The organism is Pseudoflavonifractor sp. An85 (assembly GCF_002161235.1).
Lineage (GTDB): Bacteria > Bacillota > Clostridia > Oscillospirales > Oscillospiraceae > Enterenecus.
The window spans coordinates 33,208-53,150 of record NZ_NFHE01000014.1 but is presented as its reverse complement, the minus strand read 5'-3'; the positions used below and the strand labels follow the sequence as shown (position 1 = coordinate 53,150).

Annotated in this window: 19 protein-coding genes and 1 riboswitch; of the genes, 8 read left to right on the top strand and 11 right to left on the bottom strand. The window is 54.1% G+C overall.

The annotated features are described in order from the left end of the window. Window positions 1-166 precede the first annotated feature (166 nt). The 3 genes from B5G37_RS08215 (at window position 167) to raiA (ending at window position 2,822) form a co-directional block, all read left to right on the top strand. Complete coding sequence (locus B5G37_RS08215) at window positions 167-1,300, top strand: amidohydrolase (protein ID WP_087256331.1); 1,134 nt, start codon at window positions 167-169, stop codon at window positions 1,298-1,300. A gap of 4 nt (window positions 1,301-1,304) precedes the next feature. Beyond that, on the top strand, window positions 1,305-2,147 hold the full coding sequence (locus tag B5G37_RS08210; protein WP_087256374.1) for a fumarate hydratase: 843 nt from the start codon (window positions 1,305-1,307) through the stop codon (window positions 2,145-2,147). A gap of 129 nt (window positions 2,148-2,276) precedes the next feature. Beyond that, window positions 2,277-2,822 (top strand): ribosome-associated translation inhibitor RaiA, encoded by a 546-nt coding sequence (gene raiA, locus B5G37_RS08205; RefSeq protein ID WP_087256329.1) that lies wholly within the window; start codon window positions 2,277-2,279, stop codon window positions 2,820-2,822. Window positions 2,823-2,879: 57 nt separating this feature from the next. Here raiA and B5G37_RS08200 read toward each other — a convergent pair whose 3' ends face one another. Both B5G37_RS08200 and B5G37_RS08195 read right to left on the bottom strand, forming a co-directional pair. Beyond that, entirely contained in the window at window positions 2,880-3,332 is a 453-nt protein-coding gene (locus tag B5G37_RS08200) for a low molecular weight protein-tyrosine-phosphatase (RefSeq protein ID WP_087256327.1), read from the bottom strand. 57 nt (window positions 3,333-3,389) lie between these two features. Continuing rightward, window positions 3,390-4,823, bottom strand: a complete 1,434-nt coding sequence (locus tag B5G37_RS08195; RefSeq protein ID WP_087256325.1) for a hypothetical protein — start codon at window positions 4,821-4,823, stop codon at window positions 3,390-3,392. A 253-nt stretch (window positions 4,824-5,076) separates the two neighbouring features. Here B5G37_RS08195 and srtB point away from each other — a divergent pair, with 253 nt between their 5' ends. Further along, on the top strand, window positions 5,077-5,838 hold the full coding sequence (gene srtB / locus B5G37_RS08190) for a class B sortase (RefSeq protein WP_087256324.1): 762 nt from the start codon (window positions 5,077-5,079) through the stop codon (window positions 5,836-5,838). 54 nt (window positions 5,839-5,892) lie between these two features. Here srtB and B5G37_RS08185 read toward each other — a convergent pair whose 3' ends face one another. The 9 genes from B5G37_RS08185 to B5G37_RS08145 all read right to left on the bottom strand — a co-directional run bounded on the left by B5G37_RS08185 (window position 5,893) and on the right by B5G37_RS08145 (window position 16,792). Next, the gene (locus B5G37_RS08185) at window positions 5,893-7,521 is read right to left on the bottom strand and encodes an amidohydrolase (protein WP_087256322.1); all 1,629 of its coding nucleotides are present in this window, start codon (window positions 7,519-7,521) and stop codon (window positions 5,893-5,895) included. Between the two features lie 68 nt (window positions 7,522-7,589). After that, on the bottom strand, window positions 7,590-9,068 hold the full coding sequence (locus B5G37_RS08180; RefSeq protein ID WP_087256320.1) for an amino acid carrier protein: 1,479 nt from the start codon (window positions 9,066-9,068) through the stop codon (window positions 7,590-7,592). A 92-nt stretch (window positions 9,069-9,160) separates the two neighbouring features. Continuing rightward, window positions 9,161-9,340: riboswitch (Lysine riboswitch) on the bottom strand. A gap of 69 nt (window positions 9,341-9,409) precedes the next feature. Then, a complete protein-coding gene (locus tag B5G37_RS08175; protein ID WP_087256318.1) occupies window positions 9,410-10,582 on the bottom strand; it encodes an asparagine synthase C-terminal domain-containing protein in 1,173 nt (390 codons plus the stop codon). Next, on the bottom strand, window positions 10,521-11,309 hold the full coding sequence (locus B5G37_RS08170) for a transglutaminase domain-containing protein (RefSeq protein ID WP_087256316.1): 789 nt from the start codon (window positions 11,307-11,309) through the stop codon (window positions 10,521-10,523). Before B5G37_RS08170 ends, B5G37_RS08175 begins: the two co-directional genes overlap by 62 nt. A 188-nt stretch (window positions 11,310-11,497) precedes the next feature. Next, window positions 11,498-12,844 carry a DUF1576 domain-containing protein gene (locus B5G37_RS08165; RefSeq protein WP_087256314.1) on the bottom strand — a complete coding sequence of 449 codons (1,347 nt, stop codon included), beginning with the start codon at window positions 12,842-12,844 and terminating at the stop codon, window positions 11,498-11,500. Between the two features lie 35 nt (window positions 12,845-12,879). Next, window positions 12,880-14,481, bottom strand: a complete 1,602-nt coding sequence (locus B5G37_RS08160) for an MBL fold metallo-hydrolase (RefSeq protein ID WP_087256312.1) — start codon at window positions 14,479-14,481, stop codon at window positions 12,880-12,882. Window positions 14,482-14,622: 141 nt separating this feature from the next. Then, the gene (gene tsf, locus B5G37_RS08155; protein WP_087256310.1) at window positions 14,623-15,537 is read right to left on the bottom strand and encodes a translation elongation factor Ts; all 915 of its coding nucleotides are present in this window, start codon (window positions 15,535-15,537) and stop codon (window positions 14,623-14,625) included. Window positions 15,538-15,611: 74 nt separating this feature from the next. Then, window positions 15,612-16,340, bottom strand: coding sequence for a 30S ribosomal protein S2 (rpsB, locus tag B5G37_RS08150; protein ID WP_087256308.1), 729 nt, complete (start codon window positions 16,338-16,340; stop codon window positions 15,612-15,614). 170 nt (window positions 16,341-16,510) lie between these two features. Then, entirely contained in the window at window positions 16,511-16,792 is a 282-nt protein-coding gene (locus B5G37_RS08145; protein ID WP_087256306.1) for a YlmC/YmxH family sporulation protein, read from the bottom strand. 163 nt (window positions 16,793-16,955) lie between these two features. Between B5G37_RS08145 and pyrH the strand changes: the two genes are divergently transcribed. The 4 genes from pyrH to B5G37_RS08125 all read left to right on the top strand — a co-directional run bounded on the left by pyrH (window position 16,956) and on the right by B5G37_RS08125 (window position 19,919). After that, entirely contained in the window at window positions 16,956-17,672 is a 717-nt protein-coding gene (gene pyrH / locus B5G37_RS08140; protein WP_087256304.1) for a UMP kinase, read from the top strand. A gap of 14 nt (window positions 17,673-17,686) precedes the next feature. After that, window positions 17,687-18,241: a ribosome recycling factor gene (gene frr, locus B5G37_RS08135; RefSeq protein WP_087256302.1), complete on the top strand. Its 555-nt coding sequence runs from the start codon at window positions 17,687-17,689 to the stop codon at window positions 18,239-18,241. A 106-nt stretch (window positions 18,242-18,347) separates the two neighbouring features. Further along, entirely contained in the window at window positions 18,348-19,091 is a 744-nt protein-coding gene (locus B5G37_RS08130; protein WP_087256300.1) for an isoprenyl transferase, read from the top strand. Between the two features lie 3 nt (window positions 19,092-19,094). Beyond that, window positions 19,095-19,919, top strand: a complete 825-nt coding sequence (locus B5G37_RS08125; RefSeq protein ID WP_087256298.1) for a phosphatidate cytidylyltransferase — start codon at window positions 19,095-19,097, stop codon at window positions 19,917-19,919. The last annotated feature ends 24 nt before the right edge of the window (window positions 19,920-19,943 follow it).

The following is a 19,943-nucleotide window of genomic DNA, read 5'->3' as shown; positions in this document are numbered from 1 at the left end:
CCCTATTTTTTTCGCATAAAAAGTGGCTTCCTCTGCGCAGAGGAAGCCCAGTGGTTTGTTGCGCGGGAGAATGGAATGACTGCACGGGGCTTCCCGTGCTGCGGATTCACCGCAGAAATCAGTATAGCAAGTCCAAGAGAAAAATACGGTCGAAAGGAGGGGGAACATGATTCTTCTCAACGGCGTGGTCCACACCATGGATGGAAAGACTATCGACAGTGGCTTTGTGCGGGTAGAGCAGGGAAAAATTCAGCAGGTGGGACATATGGCCGACTTGCCCTCTGGTGTGGAGCCAGAGGAGGCTATGGATGCCAGAGGGGGGCACATTTTGCCTGGCCTCATTGATGTGCACTGCCATTTGGGCCTGTGCGGATGTGATGGGGAGGACCTCAACGAGACCTCCCAGGTGTGTACTCCGTACATCCGTGTGCTAGATGGCATCAATCCCATGGACCCCTATGTGAAGGAGGCCCGGGAGGCGGGGGTGACCTGTGTAATGGTGCACCCCGGGTCCACCAATCCCATTGCGGGACAAGCCCTCTTGATGAAAACGGCGGGGAGCATTGTGGACCAGATGGTGGTGCGTGCTCCCGCAGCCATGAAATTCTCTCTGGGAGAGAACCCTAAGGGGCGCAGCGGATGGCCAGCCACCCGGATGGGAACAGCGGCGCTGATTCGGGAAATGCTCACCCGTGCCTCGGAGTATCAGGTGAAGTGGGAGACAGCCCGGGCGGATGCCCAGCTGGAGATGCCATCTTTTGATCCGGATATGGAAGCACTGCGTGGAGTGGTGGCAGGGGAGATTCCCGCCCATTTCCATGTGCACCGGGCCGATGATATTGCCACGGCCATTCGCATTGCCAAGGAGTTTGGCCTGGACTATGCCATTGTCCACGGCACCGAAGGGTATTTGGTGGGGGACTATTTGGCCCAAGAGGGGGTTCCGGTGATTACCGGGCCCATTCTCACGGACCGCTCCAAGGGAGAACTGCGGCAGATGTCTATGGGCAACACCGCAGCGCTGGCCAAGGCAGGGGTACAGGTGGCTATTTGCACCGATCACCCGGAGACCACGGCACCGCAGCTGTTGTTGTGCGCGGCCATGGCGGCCCGATGCGGCATGGATGAGGAAGAGGCCTTGGCGGCCATCACCATCAACGCCGCCTGCATCGCCGGGGTGGACCACCGCATGGGGTCCATCACCCAGGGTAAGGATGCGGATTTGGTGGTGCTGGATGGCCATCCCCTGGACTGGCGCAGCAGAGTGACCCATGTGTTTATTGACGGACAAGAGGTGTGAGATGATGAAAGAGATTAGAAGCGAGCAAGTGTCCAAGCTGGTTCGGGAACTGTGCATCCAGGCCAATACCGTGTTGCCTCAGGATTTGCGCCACGCCATTTGCCAGGCATGCCAGGTGGAGGCATCTCCAGTGGGACAGGCCATTTTGGGTGACCTGCAGGAGAATTTTGAGTTTGCCCAAGAGAAGGGGCTGCCCATCTGCCAGGACACCGGCATGGCGGTGGTATTTGTGGACTGGGGCCAGGACTGTCATCTGGTGGATGGCAGCCTGGAAGAGGCTATCAACCAAGGCGTGGCGGAGGGCTATGTTCAGGGGCATCTGCGTCTGTCTGTGGTGGGTGACCCCTTGCGCCGGGTGAACACCCAGAACAACACCCCCGCCATTGTCCATCTGCAAATGGTGCCTGGTGACACGGTTACTGTCACTGTGGCTCCCAAGGGCTTTGGCAGCGAGAATATGACTCGCATGAAGATGTTCAATCCTTCTGTGACCCAACAGCAGGTGGAGGACTTCATTGTGGAGGCGGTTTCTCTGGCTGGCTCCAATCCCTGTCCTCCCGTGGTGGTGGGGGTTGGCCTGGGCGGTACCTCAGAGAAGGCCGCCATTTTGGCCAAGCGGGCACTGCTGCGCCCCGCAGATGCATGGAATCAGGACCCCTTCTACCGGGAGATGGAGCAGCGGCTGCTGGAGCGCATCAACGCTCTGGGCATCGGCCCCCAGGGCATGGGGGGAACCACCACCGCCCTGACTGTGGCCATCGAGCCCTTCGGTACTCACATTGCAGGAATGCCTTGCGTGGTGAACTTGGGCTGCCACGTCACCCGCCATGCCTGTGGCACACTGTAACGAGAAAAAGAAATTGTGAATTTTTCATAAAGGTATAGCGTGTACAAAGGAAATGTGTTATACTCTTTAACAAGGAGAGAACCTCCCAATGATACGCCCTCCTGGTGGGGGGCGAAAGGAGCTGAGCACATGAAGTTTACCTTTACGGAAAAGAAGGTCCATCTGCCCAAGGCTCTGCACAACTACGCAGAGAAAAAGGTGGGAAAGCTGGAGCGTTACTTCAAGACGGACAGTGAGGCCAATCTGGTCTTCTCTGTGGAGAAGGACCGGAATAAGGTAGAGCTGACCATCCGCTCCGGGGCCACGATTTTGCGTGTGGCGGAGAGTACCTCTGATATGTTTGCATCGGTGGATGCCGCCGTCACGTCCATGGAGCGTCAGCTGCGCAAGCACAAGACTCGCTTGGAGAAGCGTCTGCGCCAGGATGCCTTTACCCGGGTAGTACCTCAGGAAGAGCAGTCCTCCTTTGTCCCTGAGGTGGTGGAGGAGAGCAAGTTTGAGGTGGTTCGCACCAAGAAATTCCCCATCAAGCCCATGACGGTGGACGAGGCCATCTTGCAGATGGATTTGTTGGGCCATACATTCTTTGCCTTTAAGAACGAAGACACTGGGGCATTTGCGGTGGTATATCAGCGCAACGACGGTGGATATGGCCTGATCGAGGATGAGGGCTAAACACCATAAGATGAAACAACCGGCTGCGGAGATTTCTCCGCAGCCGGTTTTAGGTTCTCACGGGTGAAGTTGTGCCAGAAGGCCATGGCAGCCGTCCCATACGTCCCGCCAAGTGGCCTCAAAGTTTCCTGTGTACCAGGGGTCTGCTACCTCTCCGGGACGGTCTGTGTAGTCCAGAAGCATATGGATTTTATCCTGGGGGTCTCCGCCACACATCCGGTGCATATTGCGGATGTTGGCCTCATCCATGCCGATGAGCAGGTCATAGGCGGCGTAATCGTCCTTGCGCAACTGGCGAGCGGCGTGTCCAGCGCAGGAAATTCCATGGTTGGCTAGGGTGCGTGCGGCAGGGGGATAGACGGGATTTCCAATCTCCTCGGTACTGGTGGCCGCCGATGCCACATGAATGACCTGCTTGAGTCCGGCTTCTTTGACCAGATGTTTCATGACAAATTCGGCCATGGGGCTGCGGCAGATGTTGCCGTGGCATACAAAGAGTAGTCGTATCATAATAATCATATCTCCTTCAAAATTTGGTATACAATTCTACTGGAACACACAGGTGAATTAGGAGGCGGGTGAGTTCTCATATAAACATTTTTGGGATAAAAATTCTTCCAGATCTTCCATTTGAATGGAAATTTGTTCGTCACGTTTATTATACTTATCGCGAAAAACAAATTCTATGTTACCTTTGGAGTTCAGGAGAACATCTATAAGGCCGTGCATGAGAGAATTTCTCATGCGCTCAACAATGTAGTTCTGGAGCAAACAATCTGACTGGGCGTTCTCTCTGTCGCGATATCGCGTCCAATTCTCCATTTGATATTTAAACTTAGATACATCAAGAGCTTGATAGTTCAGTTTTATATAGTCATCATCCTCGGTTCTTAATATGAAATTCATGGTATACAAATAAATAAATCCAAGTTTGAAAGAGAGCGTTGAATTATGATCCTCTTGTAATTCGTAAATGGCTTGCTCGAGCCATTTTTTGTATTCCTGACATTCGTGTGGATCGACATTCGTGCTGTCAGATTTGGTGCAATATTGGTAAAGAACGTCATTAAGTTGACCGATGTGCACCAAAAAATTCGATAATTCTCCTTGAAAATCAAGAAATGTTTTTAGGCCATAGATGTATTCAAGTTTTGTTGTCAAATGCATGTTCTTAGCCAGTTTTTTATAATGACGGATTTTGATAAGACTATTTAGTTTGGATTCTTTGATGGTGATTTTATCATGGTTTTCTTGTAAAAATCCCAATAACTTTCTGCCGTCCGGCCATATTTGAGCTAGTTCGCGTGTGACTGTGCAGGAGTAGCCATCATATGGCATTGCAGCAGATATTTTAGGGGTAATTTCGTAAAAATAGTAGCTCCAAAGACTTTTTCTTCCTGATTGAAAGGAATATTTTGAAAAAAAGGTGGTCTTAAACAAGAGCCCTGAGCTGTAATTATTAAAAAAACCGTAGACCAATTCGTGGAGGAGGGGCTCCAAAACAATTCCAAAATCCTTACTGATTCCATGATCTCTGTTGTATAGCATGAAGAAAACGATGGTTCCATTTTCTTGTGCCGAAAAATGACCATATTGCATATGTGCCAGTGCGTTTCGTATGGTCATAATTTGATCCCACGGTTTCTTTTTTTCATTCGCTAAAGAATAATATATGCATGTATCGGAAATATCACAGGTGAATGGATCCTGCTTGATAAACTCTAAATAATCTCTTAGACGTATGTCTTGAGAAGCTTTTATTAGAAACTCTTTGAAACTATATCCGTTTCTATAATAAGTATTTAGTTTTTCTCTATTTAATAACAATAAACAACTATCGATAAATACTCGAAATTTTCCATAATCAAGGCCATGGTGCGTAATGATTTCTTCTGTTCTAAATTTCTCAATGACTGAATCGATGTTTATTCCAGTCGAGTATAGCTTCTGATACTGGTCAATCAAGTCTAGATTGTTATTTAGATAATTCGACACAGGCATAGATTACCTCTTTCCAACGACATAACTTTGTTTTACATCTGAGAACTTCTCAAAATTCGCAAATTTGTTATGAATAATATGTGCCTGGTCATGTTTTTCATAAAAACATGACCAGATGGTGGACAGATTCATATGACTGAAGCAATTATAACACACAGAAGTGTATCTCGTATATATATAGTCGTTGAAATTCCGTAAGGATTATGCTAAGCTGGGAGCATTAGACTTCGCACAACAGGAAAGAAGGTAACACATGAAGTGGCTTTATCGAATTGTCTGTGCCATACTGGTGGTTGTAATGCTGGTGTCGGGTTATCAGATTTGGAACATCATGGCGGAATACAAGGCGGGAGAGGACGCCTATGAGGAGATGGAGCAGTTTATTGATATCCCTGCTCAAGTACCCACTACCGTCAATCCTGAGGGAGATAAAGAGTTAGAATCTCAATTCCCTGTGGTAGATTTTCAGTCCCTCAAGCAGATCAATGAAGATGTGGTGGCGTGGCTTTACATTCCAAACACCCACGTCAACTACCCGGTGGTACAGGGCAGTGACAACAGTTACTACCTCAATCGGCTGTTCACCAAGGAGTGGAACAGTGCAGGCTCCATTTTCGTAGACTATCGCAATGAAGCTGATTTTACCGATCTCCACACGATCATCTACGGGCATCAGATGAACAACCAAACCATGTTCAATGATTTGAAGCTGTACGAGGACCAGAGCTTCTACGACCAGCAGCCGGTGGGATATCTGTTGACTCCGGAAGGTACATATCTGATCGAATTTTTCTCTGGTTATGTCAGCAGCGTGGACACCAACGCCTGGGATTTGAATTTTACAGAGGACAGCTTTGTAACTTGGTTGCAGGACATCAAGAGCCGCTCTGCCTTCACCAGCCAGGTGGAGCCTCAGGCGGTGGACAAGGTTGTGACCCTGTCCACCTGTAGCTCGGCCTTTGCCAACGCCAGATTCGTGCTCCACGGTGTATTGCGTCCGGCGGAAATTGGATGATAAGATAAACGCCCCGTTGCTACTGCAACGGGGCGTTTTGCGTGGAAATGGAACTTAATGCTTGGTGTCCTCAAAGACCGTCTGTCCGCCCACATAGGTGGAATATACAGAGATGGAACTCAGTTGATCGGGAGCGACTTGGAAGGGGTTGGCGTTGAGTATCACGAAGTCGGCCAGCATACCCGGTTTCAGCTGGCCCTTGATGTGCTCTTCAAAGCTGGCATGGGCGCCCTGCTGGGTGTAGCTGTCCAGTGCCTCCTGCACCGTAAAGGCCTCGTGGGGAAGGTAGGGGCCTGCACTTCCGTCCAGGGTGGTGCGGGTGACGGCGCACTGGATGCCAGCCATTACCCGGGGCAGCTCCACGGGGCAGTCACTGCCGTTGGACACGCACACGCCTTTCTCCATGAGAGTTTTCCAGCTGTAGCTGGTCAGAGCCAGTTCATGCCCCACCCGCTGTTCTACCATGTGGTTGTCGTAGTCCAGGAAGATGCTCTGGCAATACACGTGCAGATTCATCTGGGCAATGCGCTTCAGCTGGTCGTTTCGGCTGATCTGGCAGTGTACTACGCCGTGGCGGTGATCGCTGCGGGGATGGGCAGACAAGGCTTTATCATAGGCGTTCAACACCCGATCCAGGCAGGCATCACCGATGGCATGGATGGCAACTTGCATTTGATGGGTGTGTGCATACTCCACCAGGGCATCCATATCCTCCTGAGAGAACACGGCCAGACCTTGTGTGCTGGGATCATCGGCGTAGGGGCGGCTAAGGAACGCGGTGCGCGCGCCCAATGCACCGTCACCTAAGAGCTTCAGAGGGCCGAGCTTAAAATAGGTGGAACCCACACCGGTGTGATTGCCTTGCTCCACAAATTCTTGCAGGTCTGGAACAGTGGTGAAGTTGCACTGTTCGTATACCCGCACCGATAACTCCCCGCTGGTCTCCAGTTCCTGATAAGCCTGGTTGACTACCTGCCAGGGGATTTGACGGAACAGGCAGTAGTCGTCGCTTTGGACGCTGGTGACACCCTGGGCATTGAGGGCTCGGCACGCAGAGCGAATCAGTTCTTTCAGGTGTTCTTTGTCCGGCACAGGGATGGCGTCATAGACCATATCCATGGCGTTGTCAAAAAACAGGCCGTTGGGCATCCCTTGCTGGTCTACACCGATCTGTCCGCCGTAGGGCTGCTGGGGATTTTTACCCACGCCAAGAACCTCCAGACCCTTGGAGTTGATTACCAGGCAGTGACCACAGGCCCGTACCGCGCAGATGGGAACTTGGGTGGAAACTTGGTCTAAATCTTCCCGGGTAGGCATGCGGGAGACATCGGTGAAGTAGTCGTGGTTCCAGCCGCGGCCAAATAGCCAACCGCCCGAGGCAATGGGATGGGTGCTCAAATGCTCACCCAGACAGTCCAGCATATCCGACAGACTGTGGGTGCGTGGAGCCAGCTGAGCGGCGTGGAGCATGTTGCCATAGCCCAGCAGGTGCATGTGGCTGTCATTGAAGCCTGCACAGACGAAGCGGCCCTGTAAATCCACTTCGGCATCCCGGGGGGAGAGCAGAGAACGGGCCTGGGCTTCACTACCCACATAACAGAGAGTGTCCCCATCCACCACGAATGCATCCACCAGAGGCAGACAGCCGGGATATACTTGACCGTTGAAGTATAAGGTTTTCATAGAAAAATCCTCCAGTTTACATAAAACGCACGCATTGGGGCCCGGCATAGCCGGACCCCAATGGGATGTCAGGTCTTGTCTTCGTAGAACAGCGGCATGTTGGGGTCTACCGTACCCTTGCCCAGGTATCGGGCTTTGTAGTCGGCTAATAGTTTGAGATAGGGCTTGGACAGCAGCAAAATGACCGCTACGTTGATAAAGGTGGGAATGGCGGAGGTGATGTCCACCACCACCCAGATAAAGCCCTGATTGTTGGTCTTAACCAGATAGATGGTCCATAGCAGACCGGGCAGAGCACGCACGGCGTAGAAAAGCTTCATGACGACCTTTTTTACCGGACCTTCCCGCTTGTACAGATGCTCCAGGATGGCCAGATAGTAGGTAAACCAGCCTCCGGAGGTGGTAACGGTAAAGATAACCATAATCACCGCCAGAAGCAGGCTTCCCGCGGTGCCAAAGCCGCTGGAGAAGGCGCTCAGGGCCAGGGTACCGCCGTCGGTGCCGTCCACCCAGTGGCCGCTGAGAATGACAGACAAAGCGGTGATGGTACACACCACAAAGGTGTCAAAAAATACCTCGAAGGAGCCCCACAGGCCCTGCTCCACCGGGTGTCGGGTCTTTGCAGATGCGTGGATCATGGGAGAGGTACCCCAACCAGCCTCGTTGGAGTACACAGCGCGGGCCACGCCCACCCGTACGATCTGGCTCACAGCAGCACCGGCAAAACCGCCCACAGCAGCGGTGCCGGTAAAGGCACTGGTGAAGATGGAGGCCAGAGCGGTAGGCACGCGGCCAGCGTTGACTACGATCATGGCAATGCCCATGAGAATGTACAGCACGCTCATGAAGGGGACCAGCTTGCTGAATACGGAACCGATGTGCTTGGTGCCACCGCTGGTGATCACGTAGGTGATGACGCACAGCACAAGACCCACCAGAATTTCACCTTCCACCACAAAGTTGCCAATGTGGATGGGGGAGAGGTGGAAGGCGCCGGACACCACCTGAGCGGCAGTGAGGTTGGAGGAGGTGACAAAGAAGGTGGTAAAAATACCTGCGCCAAAGATGATGGCGGGAATCAGCCACAGCTTACCCCAGCCACGCTCCTCACCCAGGCCCCGCTCCATGTAGTAAGTGGGGCCGCCGTAGGGATCGCCCTTTTCGTTGGTACGGCGATAGTAGCAGCCCAGAGTGACCTCCACCTGCTTCAAAATCATGCCCAGGCATGCGGTGAGCCACATCCAGAACACAGCGCCGGGACCACCGGCGGCCACGGCAGTGGCCACGCCGGCGATGTTGCCGAAACCCACGGTGCCGCCAATGGCGGTGGAGATGGCCTCAAAGGGGGTAACGATGCCCTTTTCGTGGGTGTCGTTCATCTTTTCCTTGTTGAACAGCTGCCCGCCGGTCTGTTTGAGAATGTACCCAAAATAACGGAACTGAAAGAAGTGGGAACGAATGGTGAAGTACAGCCCTGTGGCTACCATCAAGACAATGAGGGGGAGGCCCCACAGCATGCCGGATAGCCAGCTTAGAAAATCGATCATTGTTTTTTTGTCCTCTCTTTCTCTCCTGGAAGCGACAATAAAAGGAGCAACTGATGAGATCACCAGTTGCTCCACAAATTGCATTTCAATTATGAAACAATAGCGCCATCACCAAAGGTTCTTTGGTAAGAGTGTGCAACCTATTAGCCTGCACCCCAACCCATACCCTGCGGAAAGAGTATGGATTTCGGCGAATGTCCCTTTCTTCACCCGTCATAAGTCTCCGTGACCTCGAAGTGAATACTCCTGAAATTCGCGCCTCTATTGTCGAATCCATCTTTGATTGTCTGGAGTATATTACCCTGTCAGGAGGGATTTGTCAAGATGTTTGAGATATTTTGTTATATGGTGAGCCCATAGGCCTCACAAAGCATGGTAACCGTCAAAACGATGAGCAGATAGTCAATGTCATAGGCTCCCATGAGTTGGAATCCCTCTTGGGCATATAGCTCCTGGAGGTGATGGACAAAAGCCACGTCAAAGATTCCGTGTTTTTTCAGAAGGGCAGTGTCCAGAAAATCTCCACCCAGGTGAGGGCACTTCACCATGGCAGACATACCGGGTGCCTGGAAAGGAAACTTCTTGCGATTGAGAATTTCATCGGGGACAATGCCTTTTCCTGCTTGTTTCAGAATATATTTCTCGTCGGTGCCATTGAGCTTGTAGTGGTCCGGAATGGTGGTGACAAAGTTTATAAGCTCCATGTCCAGGAAGGGGTGACGGCCCTCCACGGAGTGGGCGGCGAACATCCGGTCTCCGTGCTCCCCCAGAAGGTGGTCGGACAGGCGCAGCTTGTAGTCGATGTAAGATCTCCGCCGGGCGTCGGTGAGGCCTTTGACCCGCTCCAGGTTAATAGGGCTCTGGGCCAGGGCGGAGAAGGTATTCCACTCTCTGCATACATCCGGGTGGTACAGCTGGGCATGGATGGTACGAATCTGAGGGTGGTTGCGCTCAAACCGAAAGTAGGGGTCCCCCCACAGTTGTTGGTTACACTGGCATTCCTCTGGGGTCATCTTGTCCTTCTGCATATGGCGGAATTGGTCCACCATATAGCCTACATACCCACAGAAGAATTCATCGGAACCCTGTCCGGTGAGCACCGCCTTGGCGGGGGAGCGACGCACCAAATCAGAGAGGAGGAAAGCGGCTACGTCATAGCTCTCCTTCACCGCTGACTCGGCCTGATAGACCACTTGATACAGGTGATCCCAGATTTCCACTTCGGTGACTTTGGTGACGTAGTGGGTGGAGCCCACGCACTTGCGCACCATAGCTTGGAACCGGTTCTCGTCCAGCTCTCCCGAGCCAATTTCCGCAGAGAAGGAGTAGGAACTGTCTAACATGTATTTACCGATGTAGCAGGCCACCATAGAGCTATCCAATCCGCCGGAGATGTAAAAGTCAATGGGAACATCGGCCAAGAGACGCCGGGAGATGGCCTGCTTCAGCAGCTCACGCAGGCGCTCCACATAGTATGCCTCGCCTTTGTCCTCCCACCCGATATAAATCCACATTGGCAATCCCAGCTCTGGTGAGGAGAATTTTCGAGGCGGCGAAGTAGTTGAAGCAGTCCCCCTTCCCCTGGGTGAGCCCTATATAGGCCGCTGAGATCCAGCTGGATTTATCCGAAGAATTCACGTAGCGCATGTGCGAACGGATGTAGTTGTAGATGGCCCGGGCTTTTTGCTGTTTGCTCATGCCTCCGTTGATGATTTGAGTGAGGATTTGGTCTGCCAAGGCATTGAGCTTTTCACTGGCGGAGGGGGCGTTGCTCCCGTTGGCATGGGCTCCAGGTTTCTTGGTTTGAGAGGGAGGCGGAGCAGAGGGAGAGACAGAAGGAGACGGATCAGACTGGGCTTCTTCTACTACTACTGTAACTGTGATGGTGACTTTGGCCACATTGCCGCTGTTGTCCACAGCGGAGTAGGTGAGGGGATAGCTTCCTGGGGTGGAAAGATCCACCTGGCTGCCGTCAATGGTCAGTTGAGGTGTTTCGCCGCTGTCGTCGGTGACGGTAATCCCATGACGGTAGGAGATAGTGCCGTTGACTACCACTTCCAGGTCTTTAGCCCCAAAAATTATGGGGGGTTCTTGGTCAAAAGTGGGGGTTGGAGCAGGAGCTTCCTCCGAAGAACAGCCAGTGAGCAAGGCCAGGAGAAGAAGGAGAAAGAAGCCTCCCATGAAGAGAACGTCTCTGCGTTTGGGACGGGAATGTTCTGGTTTTCGGGTGTGAATCTCCATGGTTGTCTGCCTCCTTTTTCGTGTGATATTGTCCTTTCACTTACAAGAATACCAAAGACCGTCGCATCCACAAGCAATAAGTTGTAAACAATGCCCACACGAAGATGTAAATTCTGTTGCAGGCATGGAAAATAGGTAGAAAAAAGCCTGGATCGCACAGGCAATCCAGGCAAAAAACGGGATGAGATTCAATGGAGCATTTGAATGTCGTCGTTGGCGTGGGCATCCAGCTGTTCCTCGGATTGTGGGGTGTCATCCTCGTAGATCTCGAACAGATCTTCATCTTGCAGCACGGGACGGCGATGCCGGTACAAAGAGGTGATGACAGGGTAGAGTACCAGGGCCACCAACCCGCCGGAAAAGCCGTTGTTGTACAGGTTCATGCCTTCCAGAGGCAATCCCGCTTGGAGCACCACAGCAGAGTGAATGAGCCCTGCTAAAATCCCGAAAGGCCAGCCAAAAAATCCGGCAAAAGGGGCTAGGGTGGTGCCAAATAGGGCGGCCAGTTGCAGCGCCTCATTGTTGGTGGCCACGTGGAGAAAGGTGCTGCCCAGCAGTACGCCCAGCATCACCGAGGTAATGTTGCGCAGGTGTTTGCCATAGGCGGAAAAGCCCATGATGGTGAAAATAGCGCCGATGGTGGGGCCATTGAGATCGCCGCCGGTGACCAAGATGTACCCTGTGGCTACCAGGCCGTTGATCCCCATGTTCACCAGCACCGGCCCGTGTCCAAACACACGCAAGTAATCGCTGGGGGCGCGGCCAGATGTGTGTAACAGTTTCCGGTATTGGTTCAGAACTTCGCGGGGGTGAGGGAACAGCCCGCATAAGATGCAGCCCAGGCATATCACGAGGAGCATCAAGCCAAGATCCAGATTGTTGCCAGTGGACCAGAGCAGACGACTGGCAGGGGAAAGCCCTAAGGCCTTGAACACTGGGACAAACATCATAGCTACCAGCCCGCAGGCAAAGCCCAGGCTGTACAAATTCATGCCATTTTGAATACGAAATGCGTATTCAGAGACGGGTGGAATGAGAAATCCAATGAGAATCCCTACCAGAAGACCCACCCAGGGGGATGTGGCGCTGGATAAGAAACTCACCATGGGGGCCAGAGAGGTGGCCAACATGGACACGTTGACGTATTTGGAAAGAGGCTCCCGTCTGGCTGTGGCATACAGAGCGGTGCCGGCCATGATGGGCCAGATGTTGAGGATGTTCTTTCCAAAGAGGGAGAAGCCAGCCATCAGCCCCAAGGTGACCAGGGTGGAACCGTTGGGGGTCTCTCCCACCAGGTAGAGAATGGCCACAGAGATGAGTGTGACCAGACCGGCATTGACAAAGGCTGAGCCAATGCCGGAAAGGTAAATGTAATCGGTGATGAGCACATCTTCATGAATGAGCAAGGTGTAAAGACCTTGAATCAAACCAGGAAAATCAGTGTGCACCAAACCGTAGAGAATCAGGAACAGCCCAAAGGCAGCGGCTGCAGGGAGCAGCGCGGCATTTCTTCGAGCCACGTGGTGTATGTGCATGGGAATGAGGTTCTCCTTCCGTGATGGACTGGGTGTTACCGGTCCCACTTGTCGATGAGGGCCCGGATTTGGTCGGCAAACTTACCCAAATCCTTGTTGGAACCGCCCTTGTTGTGGGCAATGACCTCCATCAGATGCTTGCCCACATTCTCCAAACGACGGTAGGCGGGGGAGGCGGGGGCAGGCAGAGCAGTGGGTGTCTTCCGCTCCAGAATGACGCCGGGGGCCAGCATACGGTTTTGCAGCAGGTCGTAGACCTCCTCGTAATTGGGAGAGTGGGCCTGGAAGCCCAAGTCCCGCAGGGTTTGGGCGTAGGCCTCGGTGACGCTGCGCTCGCCGTGAACCACAAAGACATGCTGGGGCTTGGGAGAGTAGGCCTGCATCCAGGCAATGAGTCCGTTTTTATCTGCGTGGGAGCTGAGGCCGGGGAAGTTGACGATGCGAGCCCGCACCGAGATCTCCTCCCCGAAGAGCTTGACATGGGTTACGCCATCCAGCAGCCGTCGGCCCAGGCTGCCCTCAGCCTGGAAGCCCACAAAGACCACGGCGCATTCCTCCCGCCACAGGTTGTGCTTGAGGTGGTGACGGATGCGTCCGGCATCGCACATACCCGAGGCAGAGATGATGACTTTGGGGTTGGGGTCAGAGTTCAGGGCCATGGACTCCTGGGTGGATTCGGTGATGTTCAGGCCGGGGAACTGGAACAGCGCTCCGCCTTTCAGCGCTTCAATGGCCTCCTCGTCCAGATAGCCATGGAGATCACCGGAGAAGATCCGGGTGGCGGCCCCTGCCAGGGGGGAGTCCACGTACACTTGAAAATCAGGGACGCTGCGCACCATACCTTGCTCTTTCATCTCGCGCATGAAGTACAGCAATTCTTGGGTGCGGCCTACGGCAAAGGAGGGGATGACTACGTTGCCGCCCTTGGAAAGGGTCTCGTCGATGAGAGCGGCCAAATCGCCGGTGTAGTCCGGGTCCACATCCATGTCGTGGAGGCGGTCGCCATAGGTACTCTCTGTGACCACATAGTCCGCTTCCGTGATGAATTGAGGGTCCCGGATGATGGGCTGTTCCCGGTTTCCGATGTCGCCCGAAAACACGATTTTCTTGGTTTCTCCGTTTTCCGTCAGCCACAACTCTGCACTGGCCGAGCCCAGCAGATGCCCGGCATCGGTAAAGCGCAGGCGGATGGAATCGCTGATCTGCAACTCCTGGCCATATTCACATACCACCAGGTGGCGCAATGTGCGCTCCACATCCGCCAGCGTATACAGAGGTTCCACCGGGGGACGCCCGGCCCGCTGGCCCTTTTGGTTTTCCCATTTGGCGTCGCTCTCCTGAATGTGGGCGGAGTCCCGCAGCATGATATCCAGCAGTTGAGCGGTCATACGGGTGCAATAGATGTTTCCGCCAAAACCCTGTTTGATGAGCAGGGGAATGCGGCCCGAGTGGTCGATGTGGGCGTGGGTGACAATGACGTCTTGGATGTAACCGGGCATAAAGTCCAGCTGGGTGTTGTCAATCTCATCCCGGCCTTGTTGCAAACCGCAGTCAATGAGCACCTTGTGTCCGTTGCATTCCACACAGTGGCAGCTTCCGGTAACGGCTTTGGCTGCGCCGAAAAATGTAAGCTTCATCCAGGGCACCTCCTATGCAAATCTTCTAAGCCCATTGTACTGTATGTGGCTGGATTTGTAAAGAAGCACCTAAAGGGCAGGGGTGGGGCGCAAAAAGAGGATGCAGGGTGAACCCTGCATCCTCTTAAAAAAGGGGCTGAATTACTTAGCCAGCTGCTTGGCGATCTCCTCAGCGAAGTTCTCCTGCTTCTTCTCGATGCCCTCGCCCTTCTCGAAACGAACAGCGTCACGGAAGGTGACGGTGCCGCCCAGAGCCTTGGCAGCGGAAGCGATATACTTCTCCACGGTCATGTCGCCGTCCTTGACGAACTCCTGCTGGAGCAGGCAGTTCTCGGAGTAGAACTTGTTGAGCTTGCCGTCCACGATCTTCTCCTTGACCTGGTCGGGCTTGTTGGCCATCTTGGGATCGTTGGCCATCTGCACCAGCATGATCTTCTTCTCCTCAGCCAGCACGTCCTCGGTGACCTGGCTCTTGTCCCAGAAGCGGGGGTTCAGAGCGGCGATCTGCATGGCAACGTCCTTGCCGATCTCGGTGGCGTCGATATCGCCCTCCACGTTCAGGGAGACCAGCACACCGATCTTGCCGCCAGCGTGGATGTAGGGCACACAGAAGCCCTCAGCAAAGCGAGCGAAGCGGCGGACCTTGATGTTCTCGCCGATGACCAGAACCATCTCCTGCTGCTGCTCCTGCACGGTCAGGTCGGTGCCGTCGTACTTGCAAGCCATCAGAGCGTCCAGGTCGGCAGGGTTGCAGGCGGCCACAGTGGCGGCCACGCCCTTGACGAAGTTGACGAACTTCTCGTTCTTGCCCACGAAGTCGGTCTCAGCGTTGACCTCGACCACAACACCCACGCCGTCGATGACAGCAGCGTAAGCCATACCCTCAGCGGCAATACGGCCAGCCTTCTTGGCGGAAGCAGCCAGGCCCTTCTCACGCAGGATCTCGATGGCCTTGTCCATATCGCCCTCAGCCTCGGTGAGAGCCTTCTTGCAGTCCATCATGCCTACGCCGGTCATTTCACGCAGCTTCTGTACGTCCTTAGCGGTAATAGCCATATTATATTCCCTCCAAAATTGTAAATAAAAGAATTGGCGCCCGCCCGACGGGACGGGCGCCAACAGATCACTGATTACTCAGCAGCGGGAGCCTCAACAGCCTCAGCGGGAGCAGCGTCCACGCCCTGGCGACCCTCCTGCACGGCGTTGGCCATGACAGAGGAGATGAGCTTGATGGCGCGGATAGCGTCATCGTTGCCGGGAATCACATAGTCGATCTCGTCGGGATCGCAGTTGGTGTCCACGATAGCCACGATGGGGATGTTCAGCTTGCGGGCCTCGTTGATGGCGTTGCGCTCCTTGCGGGGGTCAACCACGAACAGAGCACCGGGGAGCTTCTTCATCTCCACGACGCCGCCCAGGTACTTCTCCAGCTTCTCAATCTCGCCCAGCAGCTTCATAACTTCCTTCTTGGGGAGCATGTCGAAGGTGCCGTCTTCCTGCATCTTCTTGAGCTGATTCAGACGATCCACGCGGGTACGCATGGTCTTGAAGTTGGTCATCATACCGCCCAGCCAACGAGCGTTGACGTAGTACATACCGCAGCGGGAAGCCTCTTCCTTGATGGCCTCCTGAGCCTGCTTCTTGGTGCCCACGAAGAGCAGAGACTGGCCGTTGGCGGCGATGTCACGCACGAAGGAGTAAGCCTCCTCCAGCTTCTTCACGGTCTTCTGCAGGTCAATGATATAGATACCATTGCGCTCGGTGTAAATGTAGGTGGCCATCTTGGGGTTCCACCGACGGGTCTGGTGGCCGAAGTGAACGCCGGCCTCCAGCAGCTGCTTCATAGATACGACTGCCATTGATTTGTTCCTCCTAAATTTTAGTTACTACCTCCGAGAGCCTCATCTCTTGCGCCAACCTTCCGAGGAAAGCACACGACGAAAAATCCGCCCTCGTGCGGAATGCCCTGAAATTCTATCATAGAAACCGGGGATATGCAAGAGTTTTTTAAAAGAAATTCCTGCGAATTTCACGATTCTTGGGAGCCAGCGGCAGGGGAAAGGGGGGCGCGCCGCTGTTGGCCATCCACCAGAATTAGATCTTCACCAAAGCGGGTGATGGAGGTCCAGGGGAAAATGGTGTCCGGCTCCCGGCCCAGAAGGCCAAACCAGCGGGGTTTCCCCCGGATGACAATGCTTTCAATGGTGCCCGCCTGGGGATCCAGTTCCACATCCGCTATGTAACCATATCGGGTCCCATCGGTAATGTCAATGACTTCTTTGTACTGTAACTCGGAAATGCTGCAAACCATCACGTACCCTCCCAAAGTTTTGATTTATATAATGTATCCTGTTGTGGCGTCGGGTATACCGGAGAAAAACCGGGGGATTTGGGAAAAAATTAATTTTCCCACTAGGCAAGAAGCGGATTCTGTATTAGAATAGAACCGATCATAAAATTCGGAGGTATCACCCATGAGTGAATGGAAGTATAAGCGCGTGCTGCTGAAGGTCAGCGGCGAGGCTCTGGCCGGGGAAGCAGGCCGTGGCTTGGACTTTGAGGTCATTGATCAGGTGTGTGATGTGATTGCCCGCTGCAACAAGGAAGGTATCCAGGTGGGCATCGTGGTAGGCGGCGGCAACTTCTGGCGCGGCCTGAAGGATGGCAAGGGTATGCGGGAGCGCACCCGTGCCGACCACATGGGTATGCTGGCCACCACTATTAATTGTCTGGCCCTGGCTGATATCCTGGAGCAGAAGGGCGTGGACGTACGGGTGCAGACCGCCATTGAGATGCGGGCCATGGCTGAGCCCTACATCCGCTCCCGGGCCATCCGCCACCTGGAGAAGGGCCGCGTGGTGATTTTCGGCTGCGGCACTGGTAACCCCTTCTTCTCCACCGATACGGCAGCTGTGCTGCGGGCCGCTGAGATTGACGCCGATGTCATCCTGCTGGCCAAGAACGTGGACGGTGTGTATTCCGCCGATCCCCAGGTGGACCCCAACGCCGTGAAGTACGACACCATCACCTATGATGATATTTTGGCGCAGCACCTGCAGGTGATGGATTCCACTGCCACGTCCCTGTCTATGGACAACAAGATTCCTGTGATTCTCTTCGCTCTCAAGGACCCGGAGAACATTCTCCGCGTGGCCCGCGGTGAGAAGATCGGCACCATTGTGAAGGATTAAAGGAGGACTCTACCATGACTGAGTTGTGCAAGCCCTTTGACGGTAAGATGCTCAAGACCATCGAGGTGGTCAAGAGTGATTTCGCTGGCGTGCGTGCAGGCCGCGCCAATGCTGGTGTTCTGGATCGCATCCAGGTGGAATACTATGGTACTCCCACCCCCATTCAGCAGGTGGCCAGCATTTCCACCCCCGACCCCCGCACCCTGGCCATTCAGCCCTGGGACAGCTCCATTCTCAAGGAGATTGAGCGGGCCATCATGTGTTCCGATCTGGGTATCAACCCCCAGAACGACGGCCGTGTCATCCGTCTGGCTTTCCCCCAGCTCACCGAGGAGCGCCGTATGGAACTGACCAAGCAGGTGCGCAAGTACGGCGAGAGCGGCAAGGTTGCTATCCGCAACATCCGCCGGGACGCCATGGAGCACTTCAAGGATCTGAAGAAGAAGTCCGAGATCACCGAGGATCAGTACAAGGACTACGAAGAGGAGATCCAGACCATCACCGACAAGCGTTGCAAGGAGATCGACGCTCTGACGGCTGAGAAGGAAAAGGAACTCATGGCGGTGTAAGATTCACCACATGGATACACATGCGGGGCGGACCGTTTTCGCCCCGCTTGTGTTGTATTTTTGGGATGAAATGTCCATACTTTGAAATAGATTAGGATGCGTGCATATGGCGTTATTTAGTCGGAAAACGGCCCAGCCTCAGGTGGACATGAGCCGCTTGCCTCGGCATGTGGCCATTATCATGGATGGGAATGGCCGCTGGGCCAAGAAACGCGGCCTGCCTCGCAAGGCAGGACACGCCGCCGGAGCGGAGACGTTCCGCACCATTGCCACCTTCGCCAAGGAGTTGGGATTGGAGTACCTCACGGTATATGCCTTTTCCACCGAGAACTGGAAGCGGCCGGAGGACGAAGTGTCTTCCATCATGGGCCTTTTGGAGCGGTATTTGAAGGAAGCCATTGAGACCATGGCCAAGGACAAGGTGAAAATGGCCTTTTTTGGCGATCTGTCTCCCTTGAGCCCCAAGCTGAAAGAGTTGTGCCATCAGACGGAGGAAATCTCCAAAGGTTATGACGGGTGTCAGGTGAACATCTGCTTTAACTACGGAGGCCGGGCGGAGATTATCCGGGCGGCATCGGAGTTTGCCCGTCTGTGCCAGGAGGGACTGGCCAAGCCGGAGGACCTCACCGAGGATCGGTTGGGAGATCTGCTGTATTCCGCCGGCGTCCCTGACCCGGATTTGGTGATTCGTCCCAGCGGTGAGGTGCGCATTTCCAATTTCCTACTGTGGCAGTCCGCCTATTCCGAGTTCTATTTCACCGACGTACTGTGGCCGGACTTCACCAAAGAGGAACTGTTGCGGGCGTTGGCGGATTATCAGAATCGTTCTCGGCGATTTGGAGGGGTGTAAGGAATGTTGGTACGAATTGCGGTTGCAGTGGTGTTCGTCCCGCTGCTGTTGCTGGCTATGCTGCCCAGTTCACCCCTGATTTGGTCCATTGTGGTGGCAGTCATTGCCGCCGCTGCCTCCTTTGAGCTGCTGCGGGCGGCGGGGGAGAATAAAATTTCCCCCTGGATGACCGGATTTGCGGTGCTCTCCGCCGCTCTCATTCCTCTGGGATGCTGGATGGGGAAGGGAACCACCACGGTCAGCGTGTGTACCTTTGTGGTGATGGCGGTGTCCTTCTGGTGTGCCATTCGTGCTTATGATGAGGGTACAGCTCCCATTGGATTTTACCATGTGATGCTCACCCTGTTTTCTGGTGTGCTCATTCCTCTGGGACTATCCGCTTTGGTCTTGCTGAAAAAAATGACTCACGGGGAGTATTGGGTGCTCTTTGCGGTGCTTATGGCCTTCATCACCGATGCAGGCGCCTATTTTGTGGGCGTATTTTTGGGCAAACACCGGGGCATCACCAAGGTCAGCCCCAACAAGAGCCTGGAGGGCTACATTGGCGGTTTTGTCTTTGGTGTGCTCTACGCTTTGGCCTACGGCGGAATCATTCAGGCTATCAGCCAGCAGAGCGTGAACTTCCTGCCCCTGGTGCTCTCCGGTCTGGTGGGGGCTCTGGCTACCGAGCTGGGCGACCTGTCCTTTTCCTTCATCAAGCGGGAGTTTGGGGTTAAGGATTATGGCCATTTGCTCCCAGGACACGGGGGAATGCTGGATCGCTTTGACAGCATGATTTTCTGTGCGCCGGTGGTGCTTTTCATTCTCCAGGCCATGCCGGTGATGTAACCATTTTTGCCCAGATATAGAAAT

Coding starts and splice junctions, on each gene's coding strand:
- B5G37_RS08215 (WP_087256331.1), top strand. CDS start 167: ATGATTCTTCTCAACGGCGTGGTCCACACCATGGATGGAAAGACTATC.
- B5G37_RS08210 (WP_087256374.1), top strand. CDS start 1,305: ATGAAAGAGATTAGAAGCGAGCAAGTGTCCAAGCTGGTTCGGGAACTG.
- raiA (WP_087256329.1), top strand. CDS start 2,277: ATGAAGTTTACCTTTACGGAAAAGAAGGTCCATCTGCCCAAGGCTCTG.
- B5G37_RS08200 (WP_087256327.1), bottom strand. CDS start 3,332: ATGATACGACTACTCTTTGTATGCCACGGCAACATCTGCCGCAGCCCC.
- B5G37_RS08195 (WP_087256325.1), bottom strand. CDS start 4,823: ATGCCTGTGTCGAATTATCTAAATAACAATCTAGACTTGATTGACCAG.
- srtB (WP_087256324.1), top strand. CDS start 5,077: ATGAAGTGGCTTTATCGAATTGTCTGTGCCATACTGGTGGTTGTAATG.
- B5G37_RS08185 (WP_087256322.1), bottom strand. CDS start 7,521: ATGAAAACCTTATACTTCAACGGTCAAGTATATCCCGGCTGTCTGCCT.
- B5G37_RS08180 (WP_087256320.1), bottom strand. CDS start 9,068: ATGATCGATTTTCTAAGCTGGCTATCCGGCATGCTGTGGGGCCTCCCC.
- B5G37_RS08175 (WP_087256318.1), bottom strand. CDS start 10,582: ATGTGGATTTATATCGGGTGGGAGGACAAAGGCGAGGCATACTATGTG.
- B5G37_RS08170 (WP_087256316.1), bottom strand. CDS start 11,309: ATGGAGATTCACACCCGAAAACCAGAACATTCCCGTCCCAAACGCAGA.
- B5G37_RS08165 (WP_087256314.1), bottom strand. CDS start 12,844: ATGCACATACACCACGTGGCTCGAAGAAATGCCGCGCTGCTCCCTGCA.
- B5G37_RS08160 (WP_087256312.1), bottom strand. CDS start 14,481: ATGAAGCTTACATTTTTCGGCGCAGCCAAAGCCGTTACCGGAAGCTGC.
- tsf (WP_087256310.1), bottom strand. CDS start 15,537: ATGGCTATTACCGCTAAGGACGTACAGAAGCTGCGTGAAATGACCGGC.
- rpsB (WP_087256308.1), bottom strand. CDS start 16,340: ATGGCAGTCGTATCTATGAAGCAGCTGCTGGAGGCCGGCGTTCACTTC.
- B5G37_RS08145 (WP_087256306.1), bottom strand. CDS start 16,792: ATGGTTTGCAGCATTTCCGAGTTACAGTACAAAGAAGTCATTGACATT.
- pyrH (WP_087256304.1), top strand. CDS start 16,956: ATGAGTGAATGGAAGTATAAGCGCGTGCTGCTGAAGGTCAGCGGCGAG.
- frr (WP_087256302.1), top strand. CDS start 17,687: ATGACTGAGTTGTGCAAGCCCTTTGACGGTAAGATGCTCAAGACCATC.
- B5G37_RS08130 (WP_087256300.1), top strand. CDS start 18,348: ATGGCGTTATTTAGTCGGAAAACGGCCCAGCCTCAGGTGGACATGAGC.
- B5G37_RS08125 (WP_087256298.1), top strand. CDS start 19,095: ATGTTGGTACGAATTGCGGTTGCAGTGGTGTTCGTCCCGCTGCTGTTG.